At 34.5% G+C, this 20,350-nt stretch carries 24 protein-coding genes; 7 read left to right on the forward strand and 17 right to left on the reverse strand.

Features of this window, described 5'->3' with window-relative positions:
• Positions 1-60 precede the first annotated feature (60 nt).
• The 4 genes from H9650_RS15055 (at position 61) to H9650_RS15070 (ending at position 3,216) form a co-directional block, all read left to right on the forward strand.
• The gene (locus H9650_RS15055; protein WP_154312100.1) at positions 61-360 is read left to right on the forward strand and encodes a hypothetical protein; all 300 of its coding nucleotides are present in this window, start codon (positions 61-63) and stop codon (positions 358-360) included.
• A gap of 122 nt (positions 361-482) precedes the next feature.
• The gene (locus H9650_RS15060; protein WP_154312099.1) at positions 483-677 is read left to right on the forward strand and encodes an alpha/beta-type small acid-soluble spore protein; all 195 of its coding nucleotides are present in this window, start codon (positions 483-485) and stop codon (positions 675-677) included.
• A 312-nt stretch (positions 678-989) separates the two neighbouring features.
• On the forward strand, positions 990-2,357 hold the full coding sequence (locus H9650_RS15065) for a right-handed parallel beta-helix repeat-containing protein (protein ID WP_191697559.1): 1,368 nt from the start codon (positions 990-992) through the stop codon (positions 2,355-2,357).
• Positions 2,358-2,472: 115 nt separating this feature from the next.
• Positions 2,473-3,216, forward strand: coding sequence for a hypothetical protein (locus H9650_RS15070; RefSeq protein ID WP_191697560.1), 744 nt, complete (start codon positions 2,473-2,475; stop codon positions 3,214-3,216).
• A 50-nt stretch (positions 3,217-3,266) separates the two neighbouring features.
• Here the strand turns inward: H9650_RS15070 and H9650_RS15075 are convergent, their stop codons facing one another.
• The 8 genes from H9650_RS15075 to H9650_RS15110 all read right to left on the reverse strand — a co-directional run bounded on the left by H9650_RS15075 (position 3,267) and on the right by H9650_RS15110 (position 8,853).
• On the reverse strand, positions 3,267-3,572 hold the full coding sequence (locus tag H9650_RS15075; protein ID WP_144541161.1) for an ArsR/SmtB family transcription factor: 306 nt from the start codon (positions 3,570-3,572) through the stop codon (positions 3,267-3,269).
• Between the two features lie 21 nt (positions 3,573-3,593).
• The gene (locus H9650_RS15080; protein WP_144541159.1) at positions 3,594-4,541 is read right to left on the reverse strand and encodes a cation diffusion facilitator family transporter; all 948 of its coding nucleotides are present in this window, start codon (positions 4,539-4,541) and stop codon (positions 3,594-3,596) included.
• Positions 4,542-4,805: 264 nt separating this feature from the next.
• A complete protein-coding gene (locus H9650_RS15085; RefSeq protein ID WP_191697561.1) occupies positions 4,806-5,162 on the reverse strand; it encodes a peptide ABC transporter permease in 357 nt (118 codons plus the stop codon).
• 15 nt (positions 5,163-5,177) lie between these two features.
• On the reverse strand, positions 5,178-5,648 hold the full coding sequence (locus H9650_RS15090; RefSeq protein ID WP_144541155.1) for a YjdJ family protein: 471 nt from the start codon (positions 5,646-5,648) through the stop codon (positions 5,178-5,180).
• A gap of 116 nt (positions 5,649-5,764) precedes the next feature.
• Positions 5,765-6,115 (reverse strand): GntR family transcriptional regulator, encoded by a 351-nt coding sequence (locus H9650_RS15095; protein ID WP_151113825.1) that lies wholly within the window; start codon positions 6,113-6,115, stop codon positions 5,765-5,767.
• Between the two features lie 72 nt (positions 6,116-6,187).
• The gene (locus H9650_RS15100; protein ID WP_151112185.1) at positions 6,188-6,727 is read right to left on the reverse strand and encodes a PadR family transcriptional regulator; all 540 of its coding nucleotides are present in this window, start codon (positions 6,725-6,727) and stop codon (positions 6,188-6,190) included.
• Positions 6,728-6,771: 44 nt separating this feature from the next.
• Positions 6,772-7,962 carry a YhgE/Pip domain-containing protein gene (locus tag H9650_RS15105; protein WP_191697562.1) on the reverse strand — a complete coding sequence of 397 codons (1,191 nt, stop codon included), beginning with the start codon at positions 7,960-7,962 and terminating at the stop codon, positions 6,772-6,774.
• Positions 7,963-8,352: 390 nt separating this feature from the next.
• A complete protein-coding gene (locus tag H9650_RS15110) occupies positions 8,353-8,853 on the reverse strand; it encodes a hypothetical protein (protein WP_151112182.1) in 501 nt (166 codons plus the stop codon).
• 329 nt (positions 8,854-9,182) lie between these two features.
• On the opposite strand from H9650_RS15110, the gene H9650_RS15115 reads away from it, so the two are divergent.
• Positions 9,183-9,587, forward strand: coding sequence for a hypothetical protein (locus H9650_RS15115; protein WP_151112180.1), 405 nt, complete (start codon positions 9,183-9,185; stop codon positions 9,585-9,587).
• Between the two features lie 164 nt (positions 9,588-9,751).
• On the opposite strand, the gene H9650_RS15120 is transcribed toward H9650_RS15115, so the two are convergent.
• From H9650_RS15120 to H9650_RS15135, 4 genes are all read right to left on the reverse strand, one after another.
• Positions 9,752-10,777: a C45 family autoproteolytic acyltransferase/hydolase gene (locus tag H9650_RS15120; RefSeq protein ID WP_151112177.1), complete on the reverse strand. Its 1,026-nt coding sequence runs from the start codon at positions 10,775-10,777 to the stop codon at positions 9,752-9,754.
• Complete coding sequence (locus H9650_RS15125; protein WP_144541144.1) at positions 10,778-11,554, reverse strand: MerR family transcriptional regulator; 777 nt, start codon at positions 11,552-11,554, stop codon at positions 10,778-10,780.
• A 393-nt stretch (positions 11,555-11,947) separates the two neighbouring features.
• Positions 11,948-12,064, reverse strand: coding sequence for a YjcZ family sporulation protein (locus tag H9650_RS15130; protein ID WP_144541142.1), 117 nt, complete (start codon positions 12,062-12,064; stop codon positions 11,948-11,950).
• 440 nt (positions 12,065-12,504) lie between these two features.
• Entirely contained in the window at positions 12,505-13,044 is a 540-nt protein-coding gene (locus H9650_RS15135) for a TetR/AcrR family transcriptional regulator (RefSeq protein ID WP_144541140.1), read from the reverse strand.
• Positions 13,045-13,183: 139 nt separating this feature from the next.
• Between H9650_RS15135 and H9650_RS15140 the strand changes: the two genes are divergently transcribed.
• A complete protein-coding gene (locus H9650_RS15140) occupies positions 13,184-14,569 on the forward strand; it encodes a DHA2 family efflux MFS transporter permease subunit (RefSeq protein WP_144541138.1) in 1,386 nt (461 codons plus the stop codon).
• A 289-nt stretch (positions 14,570-14,858) separates the two neighbouring features.
• Here the strand turns inward: H9650_RS15140 and H9650_RS15145 are convergent, their stop codons facing one another.
• The 3 genes from H9650_RS15145 to H9650_RS15155 all read right to left on the reverse strand — a co-directional run bounded on the left by H9650_RS15145 (position 14,859) and on the right by H9650_RS15155 (position 16,552).
• A complete protein-coding gene (locus H9650_RS15145) occupies positions 14,859-15,257 on the reverse strand; it encodes a cytidine deaminase (RefSeq protein WP_144541136.1) in 399 nt (132 codons plus the stop codon).
• Positions 15,258-15,391: 134 nt separating this feature from the next.
• On the reverse strand, positions 15,392-16,048 hold the full coding sequence (locus tag H9650_RS15150; protein ID WP_154312091.1) for a uridine kinase family protein: 657 nt from the start codon (positions 16,046-16,048) through the stop codon (positions 15,392-15,394).
• A 30-nt stretch (positions 16,049-16,078) separates the two neighbouring features.
• Positions 16,079-16,552 carry a GyrI-like domain-containing protein gene (locus H9650_RS15155; RefSeq protein WP_144541132.1) on the reverse strand — a complete coding sequence of 158 codons (474 nt, stop codon included), beginning with the start codon at positions 16,550-16,552 and terminating at the stop codon, positions 16,079-16,081.
• A gap of 384 nt (positions 16,553-16,936) precedes the next feature.
• Here H9650_RS15155 and H9650_RS15160 point away from each other — a divergent pair, with 384 nt between their 5' ends.
• Complete coding sequence (locus tag H9650_RS15160; RefSeq protein ID WP_144541130.1) at positions 16,937-17,692, forward strand: hypothetical protein; 756 nt, start codon at positions 16,937-16,939, stop codon at positions 17,690-17,692.
• 475 nt (positions 17,693-18,167) lie between these two features.
• Here the strand turns inward: H9650_RS15160 and H9650_RS15165 are convergent, their stop codons facing one another.
• Positions 18,168-18,536 carry a PH domain-containing protein gene (locus H9650_RS15165; RefSeq protein WP_144541128.1) on the reverse strand — a complete coding sequence of 123 codons (369 nt, stop codon included), beginning with the start codon at positions 18,534-18,536 and terminating at the stop codon, positions 18,168-18,170.
• A 1,297-nt stretch (positions 18,537-19,833) separates the two neighbouring features.
• A complete protein-coding gene (locus tag H9650_RS15170) occupies positions 19,834-20,304 on the reverse strand; it encodes a hypothetical protein (protein ID WP_144541126.1) in 471 nt (156 codons plus the stop codon).
• Positions 20,305-20,350 lie beyond the last annotated feature (46 nt).

Genomic DNA, 20,350 nt, shown 5'->3' on the forward strand with positions numbered 1-20,350 from the left:
GATAGATCTACATTCGTTCGGGATTGTCTAATATGTTCTTGGAATACCTAGTCGTATCACATGTCGTATTACGTTATCGCCCAATTTGAAACCAAAGAGGCAGCAGAAACGTTTGCCTTTGCTCAAAAGGACACACAAATGGAGGTCGTCGAAAGAGACCGTCATGACAACCAACACAGATACGAGGACGTACAAGTCGTTGTTGACGCCTATGCGGACTTGACAGATGAACAGCGCAATCAGATTCATGTGGCAAAAATCGTCGAACAGCTATCGGACTTCGATTATTCCGACTACAACGAATACATCGAATCGCTGATTGACACCCAACTTAACCCAAAATATAACGCTTCGGCATAGCGCCGTGGGGGTTCTTTTTTTTATAAACGTGTAGAGAAGGAATAATCGCAAAAAACAGGAGCATACTGAACAGCACAAGATGAAAAATCATCTTGATGATGCACACAAAGGAGACATAAATAATGGCTACCTCTAACTCAAACCAACTCGTTGTTCCCGGTGCAAAGCAAGCGCTAGATAGCATGAAGGCAGAAATTGCATCAGAATTCGGTGTAACACTCGGCGCAGTCGCATCGTCTCGTCAAAACGGCTCTGTGGGTGGAGAAATAACGAAACGTTTAGTGCGTCAAGCACAAACGCAACTACGCGGTAAATAAGAAGACTCACGCCCCGTTTATGACGGGGCTTTTTTTGTTTTTATGTAAATATGTGGTTTAAAAATCCGATACATAGTCTGTGTCCAAGTGATTAAGACCTACTTTTTTTAAAAGTGGAGTGGTTTTTTTCTCCCACCTAAAGATGACCTGATGCGATACTTTGTACCGCCATGTCCGATAAAAGGCATGAATATAAATAAACCAAAAATTAAAAGATGAATGAGGACGATAAAAATGATGGGATTATCGAGAGTATTATTTACCAGTATTTTAGCAATTATTATGGTGCTGACTATTGGTGTCAGTGCAGATGTGAAAGTGAACGCGGAATCCCATGATATCAATACGTTAGGAAAAGAAATATCAGAAAAGGCTAAACTTGGACTTGAACTTGGCATTTCAGATAGTAATAAAGACAAAGTTGTACTTGTAGAAACTGCGGATGAGATTGAAAGACTACAAGATGCATTGAACCTCGGAGCCGGTAAAATTGTTGTATTACCATATGGTAGTTCGTTTAAGGTGAGCGGATTAAAAGTTCCTGATAATACAACTATTATTGGTTATGGTTCTAAAATTTATAATGATAAAAAGCACACGACACTGCTAACGATAGGTAGCGGGGTGAAGATATACGGTTTAGAAATACAGGGCGCAGGCAACAAAGATGCTGGTGTAAAGGGTATCGGAATAAACATTAATGGCGCGAATTCAGCGAATTATGCTAAAAATATTGTTATTCATGATAGCTTTATTCATGACATCGGTTTTTATGGCATTAAAGCCGAATTTGCAGACAATGTGACTGTTACAAATACAAACATTGAGGACATCGGCTATGCAGGCATTGGCGGATTCTCTGTTAGTAATTTCAACGTAGATAAGAGCCATGTTAAAGCTATTGCTCCGGGAACCAACGGAAATGCATATGGTGTGTTCTTTTCTAGGCGAGGTTCTAAGAGTGACCTGATACAATATCCACGAAGCAAAGACAGCTCGGTAACAAATAGCACCATAGAAGATATCCCATTATGGGAAGCGTTAGACACGCATGGTGGAGAAAATATTACGTTTAACCATAATAAAATAAGAAACGCGAAAGTCGGTATAGCGTTTGTTAATGCGACAGGTGATGGCAAAAAAGGAATATTTGGTACACAGCGCTCAACGGCAAAAGGTAACCAAATCGAAGGAATCGGCAAAGGTTGTGGCATTATTGTTGCCGGATCAACGTCAGATTATGCCAGTGGTTTTACGATAAGCGGTAACCAATTAACAAATGCAGGGAAAGAAGGAAGCAGTATCTCGGGTGCAATCTGTGCCAAGTTTACGAAAGATTTAATAATAAAAGAAAATACCTTGAAGAATAGCTTCGCTAATGGTATTAGTATCAACACCCATAATAATCAGTTTTTAATTACTAAAAATAAAATTCAGGATGTACAGGACAAGAAGTACGTAGTACCTGCTGCTATTGCAATACGCTCTACTAATAACGAAGGAACCATCTCACAAAACGTCCTAACTGGTGATGGTAAGTTATCAAACAAATATGTATCTGTCCGTGGGATTAACATATCCACTAAAATTAATGTAAAGCTGAAAATTGGCACGAATACAAATACCTTTAAACTACCTATTGCTGGTGGAACTGGTAGTCATGTTACGTATGTAAAATAATAAAACAAATAGCCAATTGATACATGAAGGTTTCACCGAAGAACAAGAGACGCACAGTGCAAATAGCGTCGGACTATAATAAACCAAAAATTAAAAGGTAAAAGAGGTGAATACAATGATGCTTAACCTAAATATCAGAGACATCAAATTAGAGAACAAAAAGAACAATCGCCACACAAAACATAGACGTGTTGCGCGTCCGGGACTCAAAATGGGAGTCAATTTTCAAACAAGTATTCCGATGATCGTGTGGACTTTCATCCGAAACAGCGTGTGGCACATGACGCCTGCACTATTCCTTCACGGCTTACTGTTCGTTATCCACAGCATTGCGAAAGAGTTAATCGACGGTTACACGGTTCCAAACCGTGGCATTCTATTGCTATTCACCGTCTACGCCATCTGTTTATTCTTCACTATACGCAAAATCAGTGACCATATGGCATACTTCAACGTCAAAACATTGGTGACGCACTACAATATCAACCAGAAGACAATTGCTATTATCAATCTATCGGCGAACCCGAAGCATGACAAAGCATTCATCATGATGGATCACTACCGTACACGAGTCAACCGATTCAGCCTGTTCCCTAGCGTGAAAGAGCTGGCAGTTGAGGACCAAATGTACAAAAATGCATACAAATCAGGCAGCCAAGCCATGAAAACCAATGCAGAGGCGCGCAGACTTCGTTTAGACCTAGAAGCAAAGCACGCGGAGCATATCGCTGCGAAACGAATTGCAGACTGGAAACAGTCCGAGTTCGGCGGCTTAAACGAGTACTATGAACTGGTGAAAAAGTACAGCCATCGCACGATTCCAGCAGTAAGAGACATCATCAGCGATGTGAAAAATTAAGTCATCGCACACAAAAAACCTCACTATTCGATATAGTGAGGTTTTACATATTAATGCTTTGCATGATCCACTGCCTGGTGTAGTAAATTCATCACATGATCATCATCACTTGAATAATACAAGGTAGTCCCCTCACGTCTAAATTTTACTAAGCGTAAATTTTTTAAAAATCGTAGCTGGTGAGAAACGGTTGTTTGCCCTAAATTTAATGCCTCTGCGATTTCGTTTACTGAATGTTCCTCACAGCATAAAAAATTTAATATACGAATACGAGTGGGATCACTTAATGCTTTAAAAGTCTGAGATACGACGAATAGCGTTTCATCGTCTAACTCATGCTGTAATTTTTCCTCCATTTCATACCCTCCTATTTATGATTAATGATGATGGTGGTGATGTGCACCTGTGTCCTCAGCTTTAGTTGTACAAAGAATGGAACAATCATGCTTATGGAATTCTGTTTCCAATTGAATAGTGACATGCTGTATATTTTGATGGGCTAGATCATGCTCTATTTTCTGCAGTAGTTTTTCACCCTCAGCAACTGTCATGTCTTCACTAACTACCGCATGGCAAGAAAGTGCATTCAGTCCACTAGTAATGGACCAAGTGTGTAAATCATGAACCCCTTTTATCTCAGAGTTTTGCTCAATCGTTTGAACAATAACATTCATATCTACGTTTTGTGGCGTTCCTTCCATTAGAACATGAAGAGAAGCTTTTGTTACAAAGTATCCACTTCTTAAAACAAGTGCTGCTACAATCACACTTGCTAATGGATCAGCCCATCCCCAACCAAAGAACATGATAAGTAAGGCAGCTATAATAGCACCGACCGAGCCTAGCATATCGCTGATAACATGTAGAAATGCTCCTCGCATATTTAAGTTGTCTTCCGTGTCACCGCCTCGCATCATAAACCATGCTACAAAAATATTAACTGCTAATCCAATACAACTAATAATTAGCATTCCGGTTGTAGCTACCTCCGGAGGATTGGCAAATCTAACAATTGCCTCGTAAAAGATAAAGAATGCGATTGCCATTAGAGTAATGCCGTTTAACACAGCTGCTAAAATCTCAAAACGCTTATAGCCATACGTTTTGTTCATATTTGCTGCTTTTTCTCCAAAAGTAAAAGCTAATAAAGCAATAGCCAAAGAAACTGCATCGCTTAGCATATGTCCCGCATCCGACAGCAGGGCCAAGCTATTGGTCAGATATCCTCCTACTGCCTCAATAATCATATAGGTGAAGATAACAAAGAATGAAATGAGCAATACCTTTTTGTTGGAACTATGTGTGTGATTATGTTGATCGGCCATAATAAATCCTCTCCTTCCCCTTAATATAAACAATAAAACTAATATATGATTATATATTCATATATACATAGTATACTATCTTCAATATTTTGTAAACGGGTTGAATTAATCAAAGAAGAAAATTTAATTATGGGATAAATCTCCTTTCTAGAGTGACGCATTCGTAGGGTGAGCCATAAACCATCACCGTTGCTGAAGCCAAATAAAACCAAGGAGTTGCCAAAAAAAAGAAACCTTTACTAATGAAGTATCTGCTCCTTTGCTTTATCGGTATTTCATTTTGCGCCTATATTGGCCTCTCCCTTTTGTTATCAAATATCTGCTCAGCAAAAAAAGTAATAGAGAATATAAGGTTACACCGGCTATAAACAATAAGGCAGGTGCATTGAGGCTGACTTCCTTCAACCCACTATGTTCGTTCCTATGTGCTTCTTCTGCTTTAAACATTGACCATACACATGAAATAGTAAAGTTGTATAGCACAAATAATAACGTATTCTTAAGGGTTATACTTGTTAAAGCGTTGTTGCGTCTCTTATTTTTTGTACTGAAAACTGTCGATAAATATATAAATAAACCGCCATAAACTAAAGAAATAATCAGTATTTCTGAAATACTCATAAGGAAATCTCCAATTTAGTTTGTAATTTCTTTATTATTGTTTTTAATAACGAATGTAAGTGAAATAACAACAGCTAAGATACCTAATAATAAAGAGGTATTAAAAAGCATTTTTAAACCCGTCGTTGGTGAACCTGATACTAAACTACACAGGACCAAGGACATAATCCCAACACAAGCTAAAAAATAATAAAATGGCCGAGTATTACCCTTAAATAAAACGAAACCAATAAGGATAAGTAAGTACGTTCCACTTACAAGCATAGCCAAAGGGTAGGCAGGAGCGAATTTAGCAGCATATATAAAATAATCTATTGTCAAAATATCATTCGCATGGTTTACAGATCCATTGATCCACTTCGAAAAAATAGCAGTATGCTTCCATTCCCATGTAGAGTGTATAAGCGTACTCCCTTCATACCAAGCTGCGATTGTAGAAAATACTAAAACCATTATAGCTAAACCTGCTTGAATCAATTGTTTCAAAAACTTCTCACCTCCATTTTAATCTATATTAACATTATTTCCCTTATAATGAATAAAAAAACTGCCCAATAAGTCTAAACAGCTTTTTATCCAAGTATTATAAAATTTTTGGCTTACTAATCACTACTTCTTGTTAGTTGCGATATACCAACCACAATTGCTAAAATTACAAAACCAACTAGAACAACCGTATTTGTTATTGGTTCGGTAATCCTTGGAATAGAGTCTTGAAAAATCTTTAAAAGTATTACAAATAATATCACTATGGAATAAATAAAGCCATTCTTCTCCAATTCATACGCCCGCTTAGTTGTAATAACGCTAATGTCTAAATCCTTTGCAAGCTGTCGCATAGAAGGTAGGGACTGCCCTTTCTTTAATTCACCTGTAAGGATTAGTTTTTTAATCTGCAAGTAAATTTGCTCGTAAATTGGTTCCTTTGAATTGTTTGAAATAATAATTTGTATGCAAAAAACCATAAATGTATTTCATAAGAAAAAGGGTTATTCAGCCATTTCCATAGCTGAATAACCCTTATTTTATATTTCATTTCTTTCAATTCTTTTAATTAACTCCTCGAGCCAATACGTAGTATGCTCTTTTTTACTTGAAAAATATTCTCCAAGATACTTTACTAAATGCTCTTTTTCTTCCGATAACTGTACTTTAATTTCCAAATCCTTAATATGAGCCCAATGTTCTTTGATTCTAGCTAGTTTTTGATAAAGTAACTCAATCACTTTTTCTCGATCCACGTATTCAATGTTCGCTAACGCAATAACCATTCCGCTAATTGTATCGGCATTCCCAAATAATTGATAAATCTTTTGTGGTAAGGCTTCTCTACCTTTATCAGTAATAGCAAATACTTGTTTATCTGGTCGATGTTCTTCCTTAATAATTTCTACTGGCTCTATTAGCCCTTGCTTTACTAACGATTCAAAGTGATAGTACAGTTTGCTTTCTGTAACTCCGCCTAATTGGTCAAAGGGGATAGGCTCTGAAAGCTCTTTTTTTAATTTATATGGATAGTTATTATCCTGCATTAATTTACCCAAAATATATATTTGAATTGCCATATAGTACCGCTCCTTTGGCAAGAATTATATTCATTGTAGCAAAATCATACAGTAATTTCAGTATTATTTATAACATCCTTTGTATCCTCTACCAAAGAAGCTTCTAATGGAACTTTTTTATGGACGAAGGCAACAAGCAAAATATTAATTAGCATTGCTCCTAAACCTACTGCAATCATACCCCATACAAAAGGCGCTGGACTAATACTACTATACATATTAGCAAAGTATGCTTGGACAGAGTAATACATAGGCGAAATATAACTTACCCATTCATACGGACCATACATCATGTCTCTTGTAATTGTAGCGCCATTAGCAATTGTTTGTACAAGAAGCACTGGTATGTTGAGAATCATACCACCCTCTCCAACAAGGAATATAAACATTGCTGTAAAGTTGAAGGCAACCATGTAGTTTAAAACTTGCTGTCCGAAAAGACTTAAGAATAGTTCTCCACTTGGTTCATTTACTAGATAAGCAATACCCATTGATGCTAATCCTGCTAATACTGCGATTATTAACGCAGTCAATTGCACATATACGAATAAACGAGTTTTACTCGCTTTCCCACGACTTTCGTTAAAGGAAGCTACTAATTGCATTGCTGCAATCATTGCCCCTACATAACCAGCCATCGTTAAGAACATAGGCAACATATTGTTATGCATACCATCTGGAATGTCATTTATAGTCACTACGTTTCCAACATAAGAAGTTTCAATCATTTTTGCCATATCAGCAGCTTGCTCCTCCGGCACATTAAAGTTCATTAATACTCCCTGTGCTGTTTGCTGAGAAAACTGAGCGCTTAACTGATTGTTTATTTGCGTAATAATAGATGTCATAGAGGATGAAACAACCGTTGCTCCTGCTTCATTTACAGTGAAATCAATACTGGATGATACTTCACCGTTTTCCATATCTGCTGAAAATGTTTTTGGAATGTGCACTACTAGAGTAATTTCATTCTCTTCTAATTGTTCTAATGCTCTTTTATTGGTTAAATCTGTTTTAACCTCTTCAAAAGGTAAATTTTCTTTTAGCTGATCGGCAATCATCGTACCGTATTCCCCAGCATCATCATTAACGATCGCTATAGGTAGTTTATCGATATTACCTGGAATAGCCGTATACCCAGGTAAAAAGATACCTAGCATTGCAACTGCATAAAATATCCCCATAAAAATAGAAGCAATAGCTCCCTTTGTTTTCAAAAATTGTGTAAACTTCATGTGTTTAATTTTCCTTCTTTCAAATAAAATTAATTTCTTATATACTTTAAATAAAGTACTTTAATTAGAGTACTTTGTTTATATAACTTTGTTAGTATAATCCTTTATTTTTAGATAGGCAAATGAAAAAGCTCTCTTTTACATATTCTTGCGATAAACTTGTCCAAAATAAGACGAAATCAACATATCACAGCATAATGTAGATAATGTCTTAAATTAAATTAACTATATAAAGAGCTGAAGGATAATCGTTCTTAGTAGTAAGACCCCAGTTTCTCAACTCCGGGTTATGCCTCCAATAGCTGAATGGTGTATCAAAGATATAAAAAAAATAAGAGCCCTGCCTGAACAAAATTTGTTCAGGCAGGGCTCTCTCTATTTTCGTATTAATTAGGCACTTACTACTTTATTTGCTTTGTTTTGATGCATTTTTTTCATAACAAATCTTGCAATAGGCTGTGCAACAATCAATTCAATCCAAAATGCGATAGCGAAGTTTCTCGGCCAAATATGAAGAAAGTTTTTAAAAGGATCTAGAGTAACTTCACCCATGCCAATCCATGTGCCGATTATAGATAAACAGATAGACAAAACGGTTACATTTAATACAGTATTCAATAAAATACGAGCATTAAAGCCATCAGTTTGTCCAACAAACTTTGGCATTATTTTACCTACAAGTGGTCCTGCAACTAGTCTAACTAATAATACTACGACGACCCACATAATAGGAATAATCTTTAGTGTATCTATATAAACTTCTTTGCTAAATTCACGTTCCAACCCCATAATAATTGGAGCAATCGTGTTGACGGAAATAATTGAAATGATTAATAAAAACAAAATACCTTCTTTTGCATTTTGAGGTAGACGATTCTCTCTGTATTGCATAAATTTCATCTCCATACTGTAATATTTCAGATGGCAGATACCTGCAAACAAAAAAAATTGTGCAAAAACGGCACAAAAAAAGCAAGACCATACAGATGGCCCTACTTATTGCTGCACACTGATATTTAAATTATAACACAATTCTTAAAGCTAAGGAGAACTATTTATCCTTTTTTTAACAAATTAAATGATTCAGTTAATATGAGTTATAAAATAGTTGATGGTAAAGTATATTTTCTTTCTTCTTATAATAGTTCCATTAAAAGTCTAATTCTATAAAGCATACTGCCATATATTATAGATAGGTTACTCTGTTAGGAGGTGAGCATATGCCACTTTTTTCACCAGTTCCGGGAAGATCTTTTCCCCCAAGAAATAGACAAGTATTTGGCCCTCCATATCAGGGGCAACAGTTTGGCGGCCCTTATCAGGGACAACAGTTTGGTCCTCCTTATCAGGGACAACAGTTTGGTCCTCCTTATCAAGGACAACAATTTGGCCCCCCTTATCAAGGGCAACAGTTTGGTCCTCCTTATCAAGGACAACAGTTTGGAGCCCCTTATCAAGGACAGCAGTTTGGCCCTCCTTATAATAATAGAGGGAACCAATCTTCTCCAGGTGTTTTAGGAAACCTACCAAATCACATCAACACACTTATGGGTCATGCAGGTACGATACGGAATGGTTATACTATGATGAGACAATTAGGGTCTGTTATAGGTTTGTTTAGATAGTGAAAAGCCGATGTTCTTTTACATATGGGACATCGGCTTTTTCTAATAATACTACTCCCATGCAAAAATTATGAGAGGCTAGTAAAGTAAACCAATAAAATTTGATTAGTTTAAAAATGATTGAGAATACAGAGATCGGATTAATTTGGCCTCAATCGTTACATTCACTGTTGTCTGATTTCTCCTCTAATAGAGCTTGGTAGACTTATGTTCTGGTTAATAAAATCTAGTAATTTTACTGTATAAGGCTTACAATTTTCACCTACTCCAAACGTGATGCTTAAATCTTGTGGGGAATAGATAACTGTGTGTAATGTACCAAAATATTGTTTGTAATAATTAAAAAAGAGTGGAGATTTTCCGTCATTAAATTGATGGTACAACTGATTTTTAGATAGTGTTTTTGTTAATAGTTCATTTAAGTACGTTTTACGCAAAATAGAACTCTGTATATCTTTTCTATTTTTTTCTTTTAATCTATGCGCTTCAAAATGATTAGTACAAGTGATTTGTTTATCTATATTGATATGTATGTTGTTAGAAGCAGCTTCTACAACAACCCCTTTTCCACTACTATCTGTCATTGAATAATTATAACAATAGGCATGAGGAATTTTTTCTATCAGTTCAATTGCTTCCTCTACGTTTTTACAGTTATCCAAGAGAATACGGACTATTGTAGTGGCCATAAAACCTTCTTTACGTTCTTCATTGTTTACAAAATGTAATCCTACAACTAGACCTTTTTCATTCATCCCATCGAGCCTACCAATGATTTGTTGACTAAAACCAACGGATGCATACCCACCTTTTGGTTTCATAAAAACTAATCTTGAGTCATAAAAGTCTGGACTAAAATCGTAATTCCGTACGTACATGCCATTACTAACAAAAGACGTGCAGCCCATTGTTGGGAATTCCATATCATATCCACTATATAATCGAATTGCATGAGGAATATTCATTCGAGCACCTTTTGCAAGTCCTTTGATTTCTTCTAAAATACTTGGGGAGATTTGCTCCAGCCATTTTTCACTTTTCTCGTATTTTGAATGTGCTGTCATCTTCTTTAACATTTCTTGATTTTCAGATGCTACCGAAGTAAGTAATTCCTCACCTTGCTGTACACCAATTTCGAAATAGCTTCCTTGCAATTTTACTAACTTCAATATTAGCTCTTCATTGGACAATTACTTCCTCTCCTCTTCCTCTAAATGAAATACAGGCAAAATAATTTCCATTTCCATAAAATCATTTCCGTAATAGCATTCCATTATAGAACCAACTGGAATCCACTCATTTTCATTTGCGTATTCCAATAATTTCAAATACCCATATTTAACCATCTTAATAGACTCTTTAAATGGAAGTGCAAGTACAATACAAGGCTGCATAATTTCTATTGTAAAAGGTCTCTCTATTTGCTCTAAATCTACTTTGGAGTCTATTACAAAACCAATCCTTACCTTTAAAAAATGATCTCCAGATAAATACCTTAAATAACAATTCTCAAATGTAATGTTCCTCCTTTTTAACAGCTTTGCCTTCGCTTTAATATGCTCACCAAATTCACCAACTTCGCCCTCACTATCAAACCAAATAATTACTTCTTCAGATTTTTCCTTTAAATAAATTGGCTCATTTAAGGAATTGCTATCTAAAAAACGATAGCTAACATCTAATAATTTTCTTTGCTTCTCAAGATTGCTCTTCCATACAGTTACCATCTCGTGCTTTCGAAAATTATCTTTTTCTAGGAGATATCTTTGAATATCTTTTAGAGGCACATTTATAAGTCGCAAGCTGGCTATTAACTTTAACATTTCTATCTGATCATCTTCATATACTCTGTAGCCGCTCATATTTCTATTGGAACGAATTAAATCTTTTGTTTCATAAAATCTGATTGCGCTTGGGGAAATACCGGTCTTTTTAGATAATTCTTTAATAGTAATAGAATGCTTCAAATAATTACCTCCTTAAATACATCATAAACCTTAAAGTAACTTGAACCTCAAGAAAAATAAATGACAGAATTCCTCGTAATTCACATCTTACAATCCTTTACATTTTTCTAATTAATTCAAGTATAAAAGAAATGAAAGATGACACGCATTTTTATGTATTTAAATTTTTGCATATGCTAACTTTTATTGTAGATGCTAAAAAAAATCGACTAGCTCACTTAAGAGGAAGTCGACTTTTTTAGAAAAGAGATACAAAATGGGAATGTATCATTATAACCTAATTGATTCTTTTTTTTTCTTTTTAAAGATCGTGTAGAAAACTGACAAATAAAATGACCCACGACCAAAAGTCGTGTAGTCAAAGCTGAAACACTACCTTATTCTCCACCATGCTTAATAAATAAAGCTTGCTCCTACAATAATAAGTAGGATAAACAGTACTACAAGCAAAACGAAGCCCGATCCACTATTACCGTAACCGCCGCCACCTTGACCTTCATATCCAGACATCATATATACCCCCTTTCCTACTGATACTTACAGAATATGAAAAAGTAAGCATGTGGATAAGGTAATATAACACGTATCAAATAAATAATTTATTGAGCACTGATAATAAATTGTTTATTGCCCGTTAGCAATAGGTAAGCTTTTGAAGCTATCTTGGATTTTAACTGGCTCTTTCTTTTTTTATATGCACATTTATTTTTCCTTCTTTTTATTTTGGAAATAAAAAACAAGGTTTAGATAAAATTACCCAACGGAGTAAAACCAGTTAACCTTTTCAATATCAATTTGTGATGACTTGTCTGTCTCACTCATCCCACAAGAGGCGCAATTGCTTTACTTTTTGATTTAAAGGAAGGAGCCGCCATTATATGTTCCCTATTTGTTTCCATAGATAGGGAACATTTTGCATTTGAAAGGACAATATAAAAAGTAGCGAACACTCAAGTTCTATACATAAGATTGATTTGATCAGCAATATATGCTGAATCTAAATGTAAGCCATATTTTAACCACCACATAATGACGCCGACAATAGAAGCAGTTTTAATATCTTTGTCTACAAAGGTTTTTCTTCCTATATTTTTAGATTGATTTCTCCGGGTTACAATCAAATCCTTCATCAAAAAAAGTAAATGTTTTTCAACTTGTTCAAACTGCACTAACGCAAGTATATGATTTCTTTGCTCACGCAGATAATCCAATAGCTGTATTAAGTTCTCTTTTCTATTCCTATCAAAAACGGCAGTCAAATTTTCTATTTTGTCTGTTAGCACTTGTAAAATGTCATATGTTAAATGTTCCTTTAATTCATTAATATTTTGATAGTGTAAATAAAAGGTGGTTCGGTTTAAATTTGCTCTCTTCGTTAATTCTTGAATAGAAATTTGGTGTAGAGAGTGACCTTCTTGTAACAGTTCAAGTAGGGTAGCTTTAAGCATTTCCTGTGTACGAATGGCACGAGGATCTTCTTTAAAAGACATTTAAATCATTCCTTTTATATATTAAATTTCTACTAATCGACAGAAATGACTTGATTGTATATGGACGTTTTAATTCTTCTGCTATGATATTTTTCAGACACTATGTCGATAATATGTATTATATGGGAAGGAAATTAATATGCAAAATGAAATATCAAATAGTACTAAAAAGTTACTAATTATTATAATGATAACTGGAACCTTTTTTTCTACATTAAATCAAACATTGTTAAATGTTGCATTTAGTGATTTAATGGTTGTTTTTGATGTAAGCACGGCAACGATTCAATGGTTAGCAACAGGATTTATGCTTGTAAATGGTGTGTTAGTACCTATCACAGCTTACTTAATGAAACGTTTTTCCACACGTCAGTTATTTATTAGCTCAATGCTATTTTTACTAATAGGCTCTATTATCTCAGCATGTGCAAATAATTTCGGCATACTATTAACAGGTAGAATGGTTCAAGCAGTAGGTGCTGGAATTATCATTCCTTTAATGATGACTGTAATTGTTTATTTATATCCGGCTGAAAAACGCGGAGCAATGATGGGGAAGATTGGCTTTGCAATTATTTTTGCACCAGCAATTGCACCAACATTAGCAGGCTTTATTTTAGAGTACTTATCTTGGCGATGGTTATTTATCATCATGGTTCCATTCGCAGCATTGATTATTATTCTAGCAAGTAAATATTTAATTAATGTAGCTGAAACATCAAAAGTAAAGCTCGACATAATCAGTGTTATATATTCAACTGTTGGCTTTGGACTTGTACTTTTTGGCTTTAGTAGTGCAGGCAGCAAAGGATGGGATGATCTTATCGTCATTACATCAATTATTGCCGGTTTGCTTGTAACAATATTATTCTGTCATCGACAAATAAAGGCTACTGAACCTTTATTGAATTTAAATGTATTCAGATTTAAAATTTTTACGATGACGTCGATAGTCAATATTGCGATTACAATATTAATGTATGCCGATTTAATATTACTGCCGATTTATTTGCAAGATGGCCGAGGTTTTACAGCACTTGAAGCAGGATTATTATTATTACCTGGCGCCATTATCAATGCTATGCTTTCCCCAGTAACCGGTAAGCTATTCGATAAATTTGGAGCAAAACCTTTATTCATTCTAGGAACAGGTTTAATCGCTTTATCCATGCTTGCAGTGATTGATTTATCACCAGAAACAACAACAGCATATATTTTAGTTCGTACAATTTTATTACGTATAGGTTTGGCGTTTATTACGATGCCATTAAACACAGCCGCGTTAAATTCATTACCAAAAGAATTAGCCTCTCACGGATCTGCGATCAATAATACAGTTCGCCAACTGGCTGGAGCGATTGGTACAGCAGTTATCATGACAATTTATTCTATTCAATTATTGAATGTCTCTTTAGAATCTACGACAGGTTATATTGGTGCAACAAGTAACACATACTTATATATGTTTGTTATCTCTATGATAGCGTTCATTATCACATGGTTTACCCCGAAAAAGACAAATTAAAATAATTTTAATACACTTCGATAGAGGCTGGGACAAAACCCACCTTAGAAAACCAAAAGCCCCGAAAATTTTACGACATGTAAAATTACCGGGGCTTTTTTGTCTTCTCCAAGGTCTTTGTTCTCCGCTATGACGGACGGGGCACGGGTCGAGCCTGTAGTCTCTCCCCCGTGCTTGTCCCCTAGGAGTCGCCGCCTTCGCTCCGAACAAATAGAAGGAGCCTATTTTGAGAAAACTCAATAAAAAAGGCTCCTAATACTTATTGTATAATAATATCTATATCTTAATATTACATCTCTAAATCTGTGAATGCGTAAGGTAATAATTCTCTTAAGGTCAATTCTAATATATCTTTCTTTTCATTAGTTAAATAAACTGGCATTTCAGGTAAACAAAATTCAGCTAAAACTTGTCTGCAAATGCTACATGGTGGAAGAAAATCAACCGTATCGCCTGCTACAGCTATAGCTTGGAAATCACCTTTTTTATAACCATTCGCTACTGCAGTATATATAGCTGTTCTCTCAGCACAATTAGTTGCACCTAATGAAACGTTTTCCACGTTTACTCCATTAATTACAGTACCATCTTTTAATAATAATGCTACTCCAACCGGGAATTTGGAATACGGTACATATGCTTTTACTTTCATGTTACGTGCACTTTCCATTAACATTTCTTTATTCATTTTATCCATCCTCTTTCAAATAAGAATGAACTTTTCACAGTCCCCTTTACGCCAACGTTTGTTGGCAGGACTTCTAATATAATATTTCTACAATGTTTTTGTCAATGTCGTTAGTTATTATAGTAATCATATATCTATGAAACTGGAAATTTAAATGTATTTTTTTCTATATAAACTGTGTCATTAGAATTTTTGATAATGATATCAAAATGCTTACTGTACGGATGCATAAACACTTCGTACTGAATTCTTCTTTCATCATGAGATTGTGTTAAGTAATTCAGATCGGCACCCCTTTCAACAATATCACGGCCCGACCTTCTCATTAATTCTGTTTCACCATCTGTATAGAAGTAAATTTTTAAATCAAATAAATCTGGATTAATAAATCCTACACTCATTCCTTCTACAATCGTAATTTTGTTTTTCGAAGATATTAGCTCGCTTTTCATATAATCTGTATCAATCGTATATAAATCTAAACCATCTCTAACCATTTGAATATCTCTTTCTAAAGAAATTAAATGATGAGCTGATGGATGGCATGCCGTCATTTTATACCGATGATTTTCGTTTTGGTATGTATAGTCGATAATGGCATGTTTTCGAATGTTTGAGGTAATAATATATGGATCTGTATTAATATAATTCACTTCATTTTCATTTAGTAGGCTTATTAATCTATTGGCAAACGTTGTTTTTCCCGCAGCACCATGTCCTGAAACACCAATAATAATTTGTTCATTCGTCATTCTAACCCAATATATAATTTCTTGTAATAGCTTATCCATCATTATCTCCTTTTATTAATGAGCTGTATTTCACAACGATCTGCTCACCTTAGGAAAGTAAATCTCAGTCATTCCTTTTGGCTGTAAAGAATCATTAAATGTTTCGAGCCTAGCTTTTCCTATATCGAGATCGTATTTCTTTTGATTATCCTGGGAACTAAAATACCGCCAGAAAGAACAAATATGTTTTTCTTCAAATCTAAAAACTACATATTCTTCCGCGGACAGGCTTAAAGATACCATCCCTTCCGGTACTTCTTCGATTTTATTAACCATTAATCCTACAGTCATTTTTGATCCATTGTCATGTATCACCATAAAGGTGTTACTAGTCAATGTTTGTTCCATTATTTCGTTTTTTCTCGCTTCAACTCTTGCAAAGAGTTCCTGTTCTTCTTCATAAGACTGTGGTAATTGTTTTTGTAGTCCAATTAAAAATATTTTTTTGAATTGCTCCGTACGAATTGTCCAAAGTGCTTCCATGTCTATAGTATTTTGTTCCATCGTACACATCACCTTTCTTCTATTTTTCTCTACTTTTATTTGTTTGTTACTGTTTTAATACGGCATGGCAATATAAAAAAATCGTTCGCTTATATGAATTATAAGCAAGCGAGTTTAACATTTCCATATTTAAACATTAATTTATAAACTTAATCTTTGCTAAAAACTTAAACAAAATGAATATGATTGGATAGGTTATCAACTATAAGTTGTTCTCATTATGAGTTATATTTTTAGTCCTATTGAAGTTATACTACCGGCTATCCTAGTTTAAGATTAGTTTTTGAAAGAGGTTTTTAGGGTAAATTCAATTGAAGAAGATAAACAAAAAAGAAGAGAGGGATTACGCTGAAAAAGCTAATAATACTACCTTTTATTTTTGTAATGATGACTGCTTGTGGAAATGAAGATAATAAAGCTTTACAAAAGGATGATCCTGAACAAATAGTAGACGATGTTGAAATAAATAATGGTCAGTCAGAAGAGCTAGGAACAGAATATAAAGAACCAGTTAAATCGAATGAAAACGTAACAAGTGATAGTAATGCTAGAAATACAAATTTCGAAAGTATTATCCCGAGTGACTGGGACATTCAGTTACCAACAGATTTCCCTGTGACAAAAGGAAAACATTTAACGGCTATTGCTTCTTCAAAACAGAATGTTGTAACTTTTGAATTTTATCAAACAGACAAACAACTAGAGATGAACGATCCTAAGATAAAAGAAAGTGGGCAATTAGTTGGGCAGTTAGTAATTACTAAACATGCCACGGCAAAATCCGCAGGTGAAGAAATAGATAAAACGGTTTTCAGTGATGGGGAAGCTGTTGATTTAGGGCATGGTATAACTGGGTATCAAGATGCAGGAGCAGGCTCAATATTTACAAGTTGGAATGAAGGGCGCTGGGCCATTATTGCACGTTCAACAACAGAAAAATCAGAGGAAAGCTTAACGATAGCAAAAGAAACTGTGGAATTTTTGGAAACACATATGATGCCAATTCCAGAGCAATATGGCCATCTGCATATTGATGCAAATGATCAAGGTAGCCTTGCAACATGGCAAAAAGAAAAATTTGTCTATACGCTAACAAATTTTGGTGACAACACGCTTAATTGGCTTATAACTTTTGAATAAATACAACAGAAATCCTAGTTGGTTGAAAGATTCACTTTTTCGGTATAAATACACTAGAATCCACCACAAGGCATGGGTTATATGGGGAAGAAGAAAGTGATTACAACGATTTTCATCAATAAAAAGAACTCATTCTTCTCAATATTAATCCTTCTTTTAGGACAAGCCACTCATTAGAAAAAACCTGTTCAGTTACAACATAGTTGCTAACTCCAAAATTCAATATTCTCTCTCTTAATATGTCTGAAGAGTGCTTCACCTTCTGAATTGCCGATATTCACCTAACAACTAAAAAAGCCAAGGAAGCTGTGATTTCCTTGGCTAACCATTACATTTATTTCCTTAACAGCTAAATATTCTGGAACATTATAGCTGTTATAGTAATTCCAAACGGATTCTGCATCCTCTTTGAAGTCTGCTTCACAATTTGTCACACTGGAAATACGATAAGACCCTGAAGATAGAGCCTATATAATTAGGGCGTTTGATCATTTATGTGAGAGCAACGCATCAAGATATTTTTCTCTAGTTGTTCTGGATCCTCGCTTTCAACCACTATTTTGTCAAATTCAAATCCTTTCAAACCAAGGATAGCTACTTTATTTGCGTCATGATAGGATAAGAAATATTTCTTTTTATCAATAATGAAAATCCCAGCTTTATAGCCAATTGTAGTAATACCTGTTCTTTTTACAGCTGTCAAAGGAAACTTGAAATTACTAATTTGTACTTCTTCAACCGAATTGTAAGGAATTTCTATCTTTTTTCTTAATGTAGTAACCATTGTCTTGCCTGATATATTCAATATTAAAGAAGTATCACCAAATTCAATTTGAACACTCACCTTTTATCACCTCCTTTACAATGTCAGAATCGTTTCTCCACACATCTTTAAAGTTCAATATGTCAAAATATTTTAATAATACATACGATTTAATAACCACTTGGTTTCATCATACTGTTCCGTTGGTTCAAGTGAAAATTTTTGCAATCAGCTATTTTAATATAATTATCCAATAAAAAAACACCACTCAGTAAACTAGAGAGGTGATTTAAATATCAGTTGCCAACTATGATCTAACTGGATGTCCAGTTACATTATAGTCGGTATCTCAAAAATTCAATAACAGCAACAAAATACGGGTTTTTCGTAATATTTAATTTTAGTTGGTAACCCATCTAATTGCACCATAAGGTTTTTACATTATAGTTAGTAACTCAATGTTATGGTTTTAACTTTAAAGTACGCATTAATATTATTAATTATTTCGGCTAGCGAATATTTAACTAAGCACCCGTTAGTTGAAGAGTGCTTATTTGACTTTCTTGGCAATATACATAATATGTTCTGCTAAACCCAGCATATCTTCGCGTTCGCATACTTGCTCTGCTAAGTCTAGCCACGCAGACACCACTTCAGGCGGTCGGCTAAGGAGTTCTGCCTCACGTAGATATAAAAAACTTTCGAATTAAGCAAATGTAGTTTTTCAAGACTAAACTGTTCGAAAAATGGAAGTACATCTTTAGGACGAATAAAGAAATTATCGGTAAACCCGTGACCTTTAAAATTCACATCATCCAGCATGATATTTAGTTGTGATTTTTGCTCGTCAGATGGGGAGAAAATCACCAATAGCGAGTCAAATAGCAACCGATTTTGCATATGTTTTAGACATTGATTAACAATAAAATAAGCTAGAAAAAACGCACAGATTTTTGTGCCTGTGCGTTTTATTACTTACCATATTTCTTAATAAATCACGTATCACTTGTTCAACCATCGTGCCCGTTTGTAGCACGATAAATCGCTTCTAATTTGTAGTGTTTATTAATGCTCCCATTAATTCAGTGAGGTTGCGTAGGTAGCTAACAACACGGAAACTATTAAGGGCAAGAATTAATAATGAGATGGCGATTATAAACTTTAATACCTTTTCCATATGATACTCCTTTTGAAAATAAAAATGTTAAAGAAATCCTCTGCAAAATGGCTGTAGGTTTGAAATAAAGTTTGATTAAAAGTATGCTTCAACCATTGATTTTTTTAAAGAAGAAACTCACTCATTTTGAAAAAAGATTGATCAAATGAGTGGGTTTGGTTTTGCAGGGAATTTAGTTTTTATAAAAAAGATTGATTAAAATCACATCCAAATAGCCTGACCTATTACACTTTTAATCCTTCCAAGCCAATAATAGCTTATTCCTTCTAATTTTAAAATTTCATTATCATTAGCATTGAATAAATCTTTTACCGATTCATACCCAGCATTTTTTAATATTGATATTTTATAATCTGTTAATCCGTATGGATAGGCATTAGACTTCTCTAAAATTTTAATATCTGACGATAAGATACCTAACTCTTTAAACTCATCTAATTCCGGCAATTCCACTTCATCTAATTTACTTTTTTTGAAAATTTGAGTGTACTCTTTCTCATGAGTTAACCACTTTTTAAGAAGATCATTTGTTAATCTCCCATGAGGAATAACCTCTAATAAATTACATAGATTGAGTGTATATCGAGCTCCTCTTCCACCACTTTTCATAGCCCTTGAAGATTCTCGTTTAACTATAAAGCCCGCATATTCTAATATCTCAATTTCTAACAAGTACTATATAACATTTAAATAAAAGAAAAAGGATTAAAACGAACGG

Source organism: Psychrobacillus faecigallinarum, assembly GCF_014836595.1.
In the GTDB taxonomy this organism is placed as follows: Bacteria; Bacillota; Bacilli; order Bacillales_A; family Planococcaceae; genus Psychrobacillus; species Psychrobacillus faecigallinarum.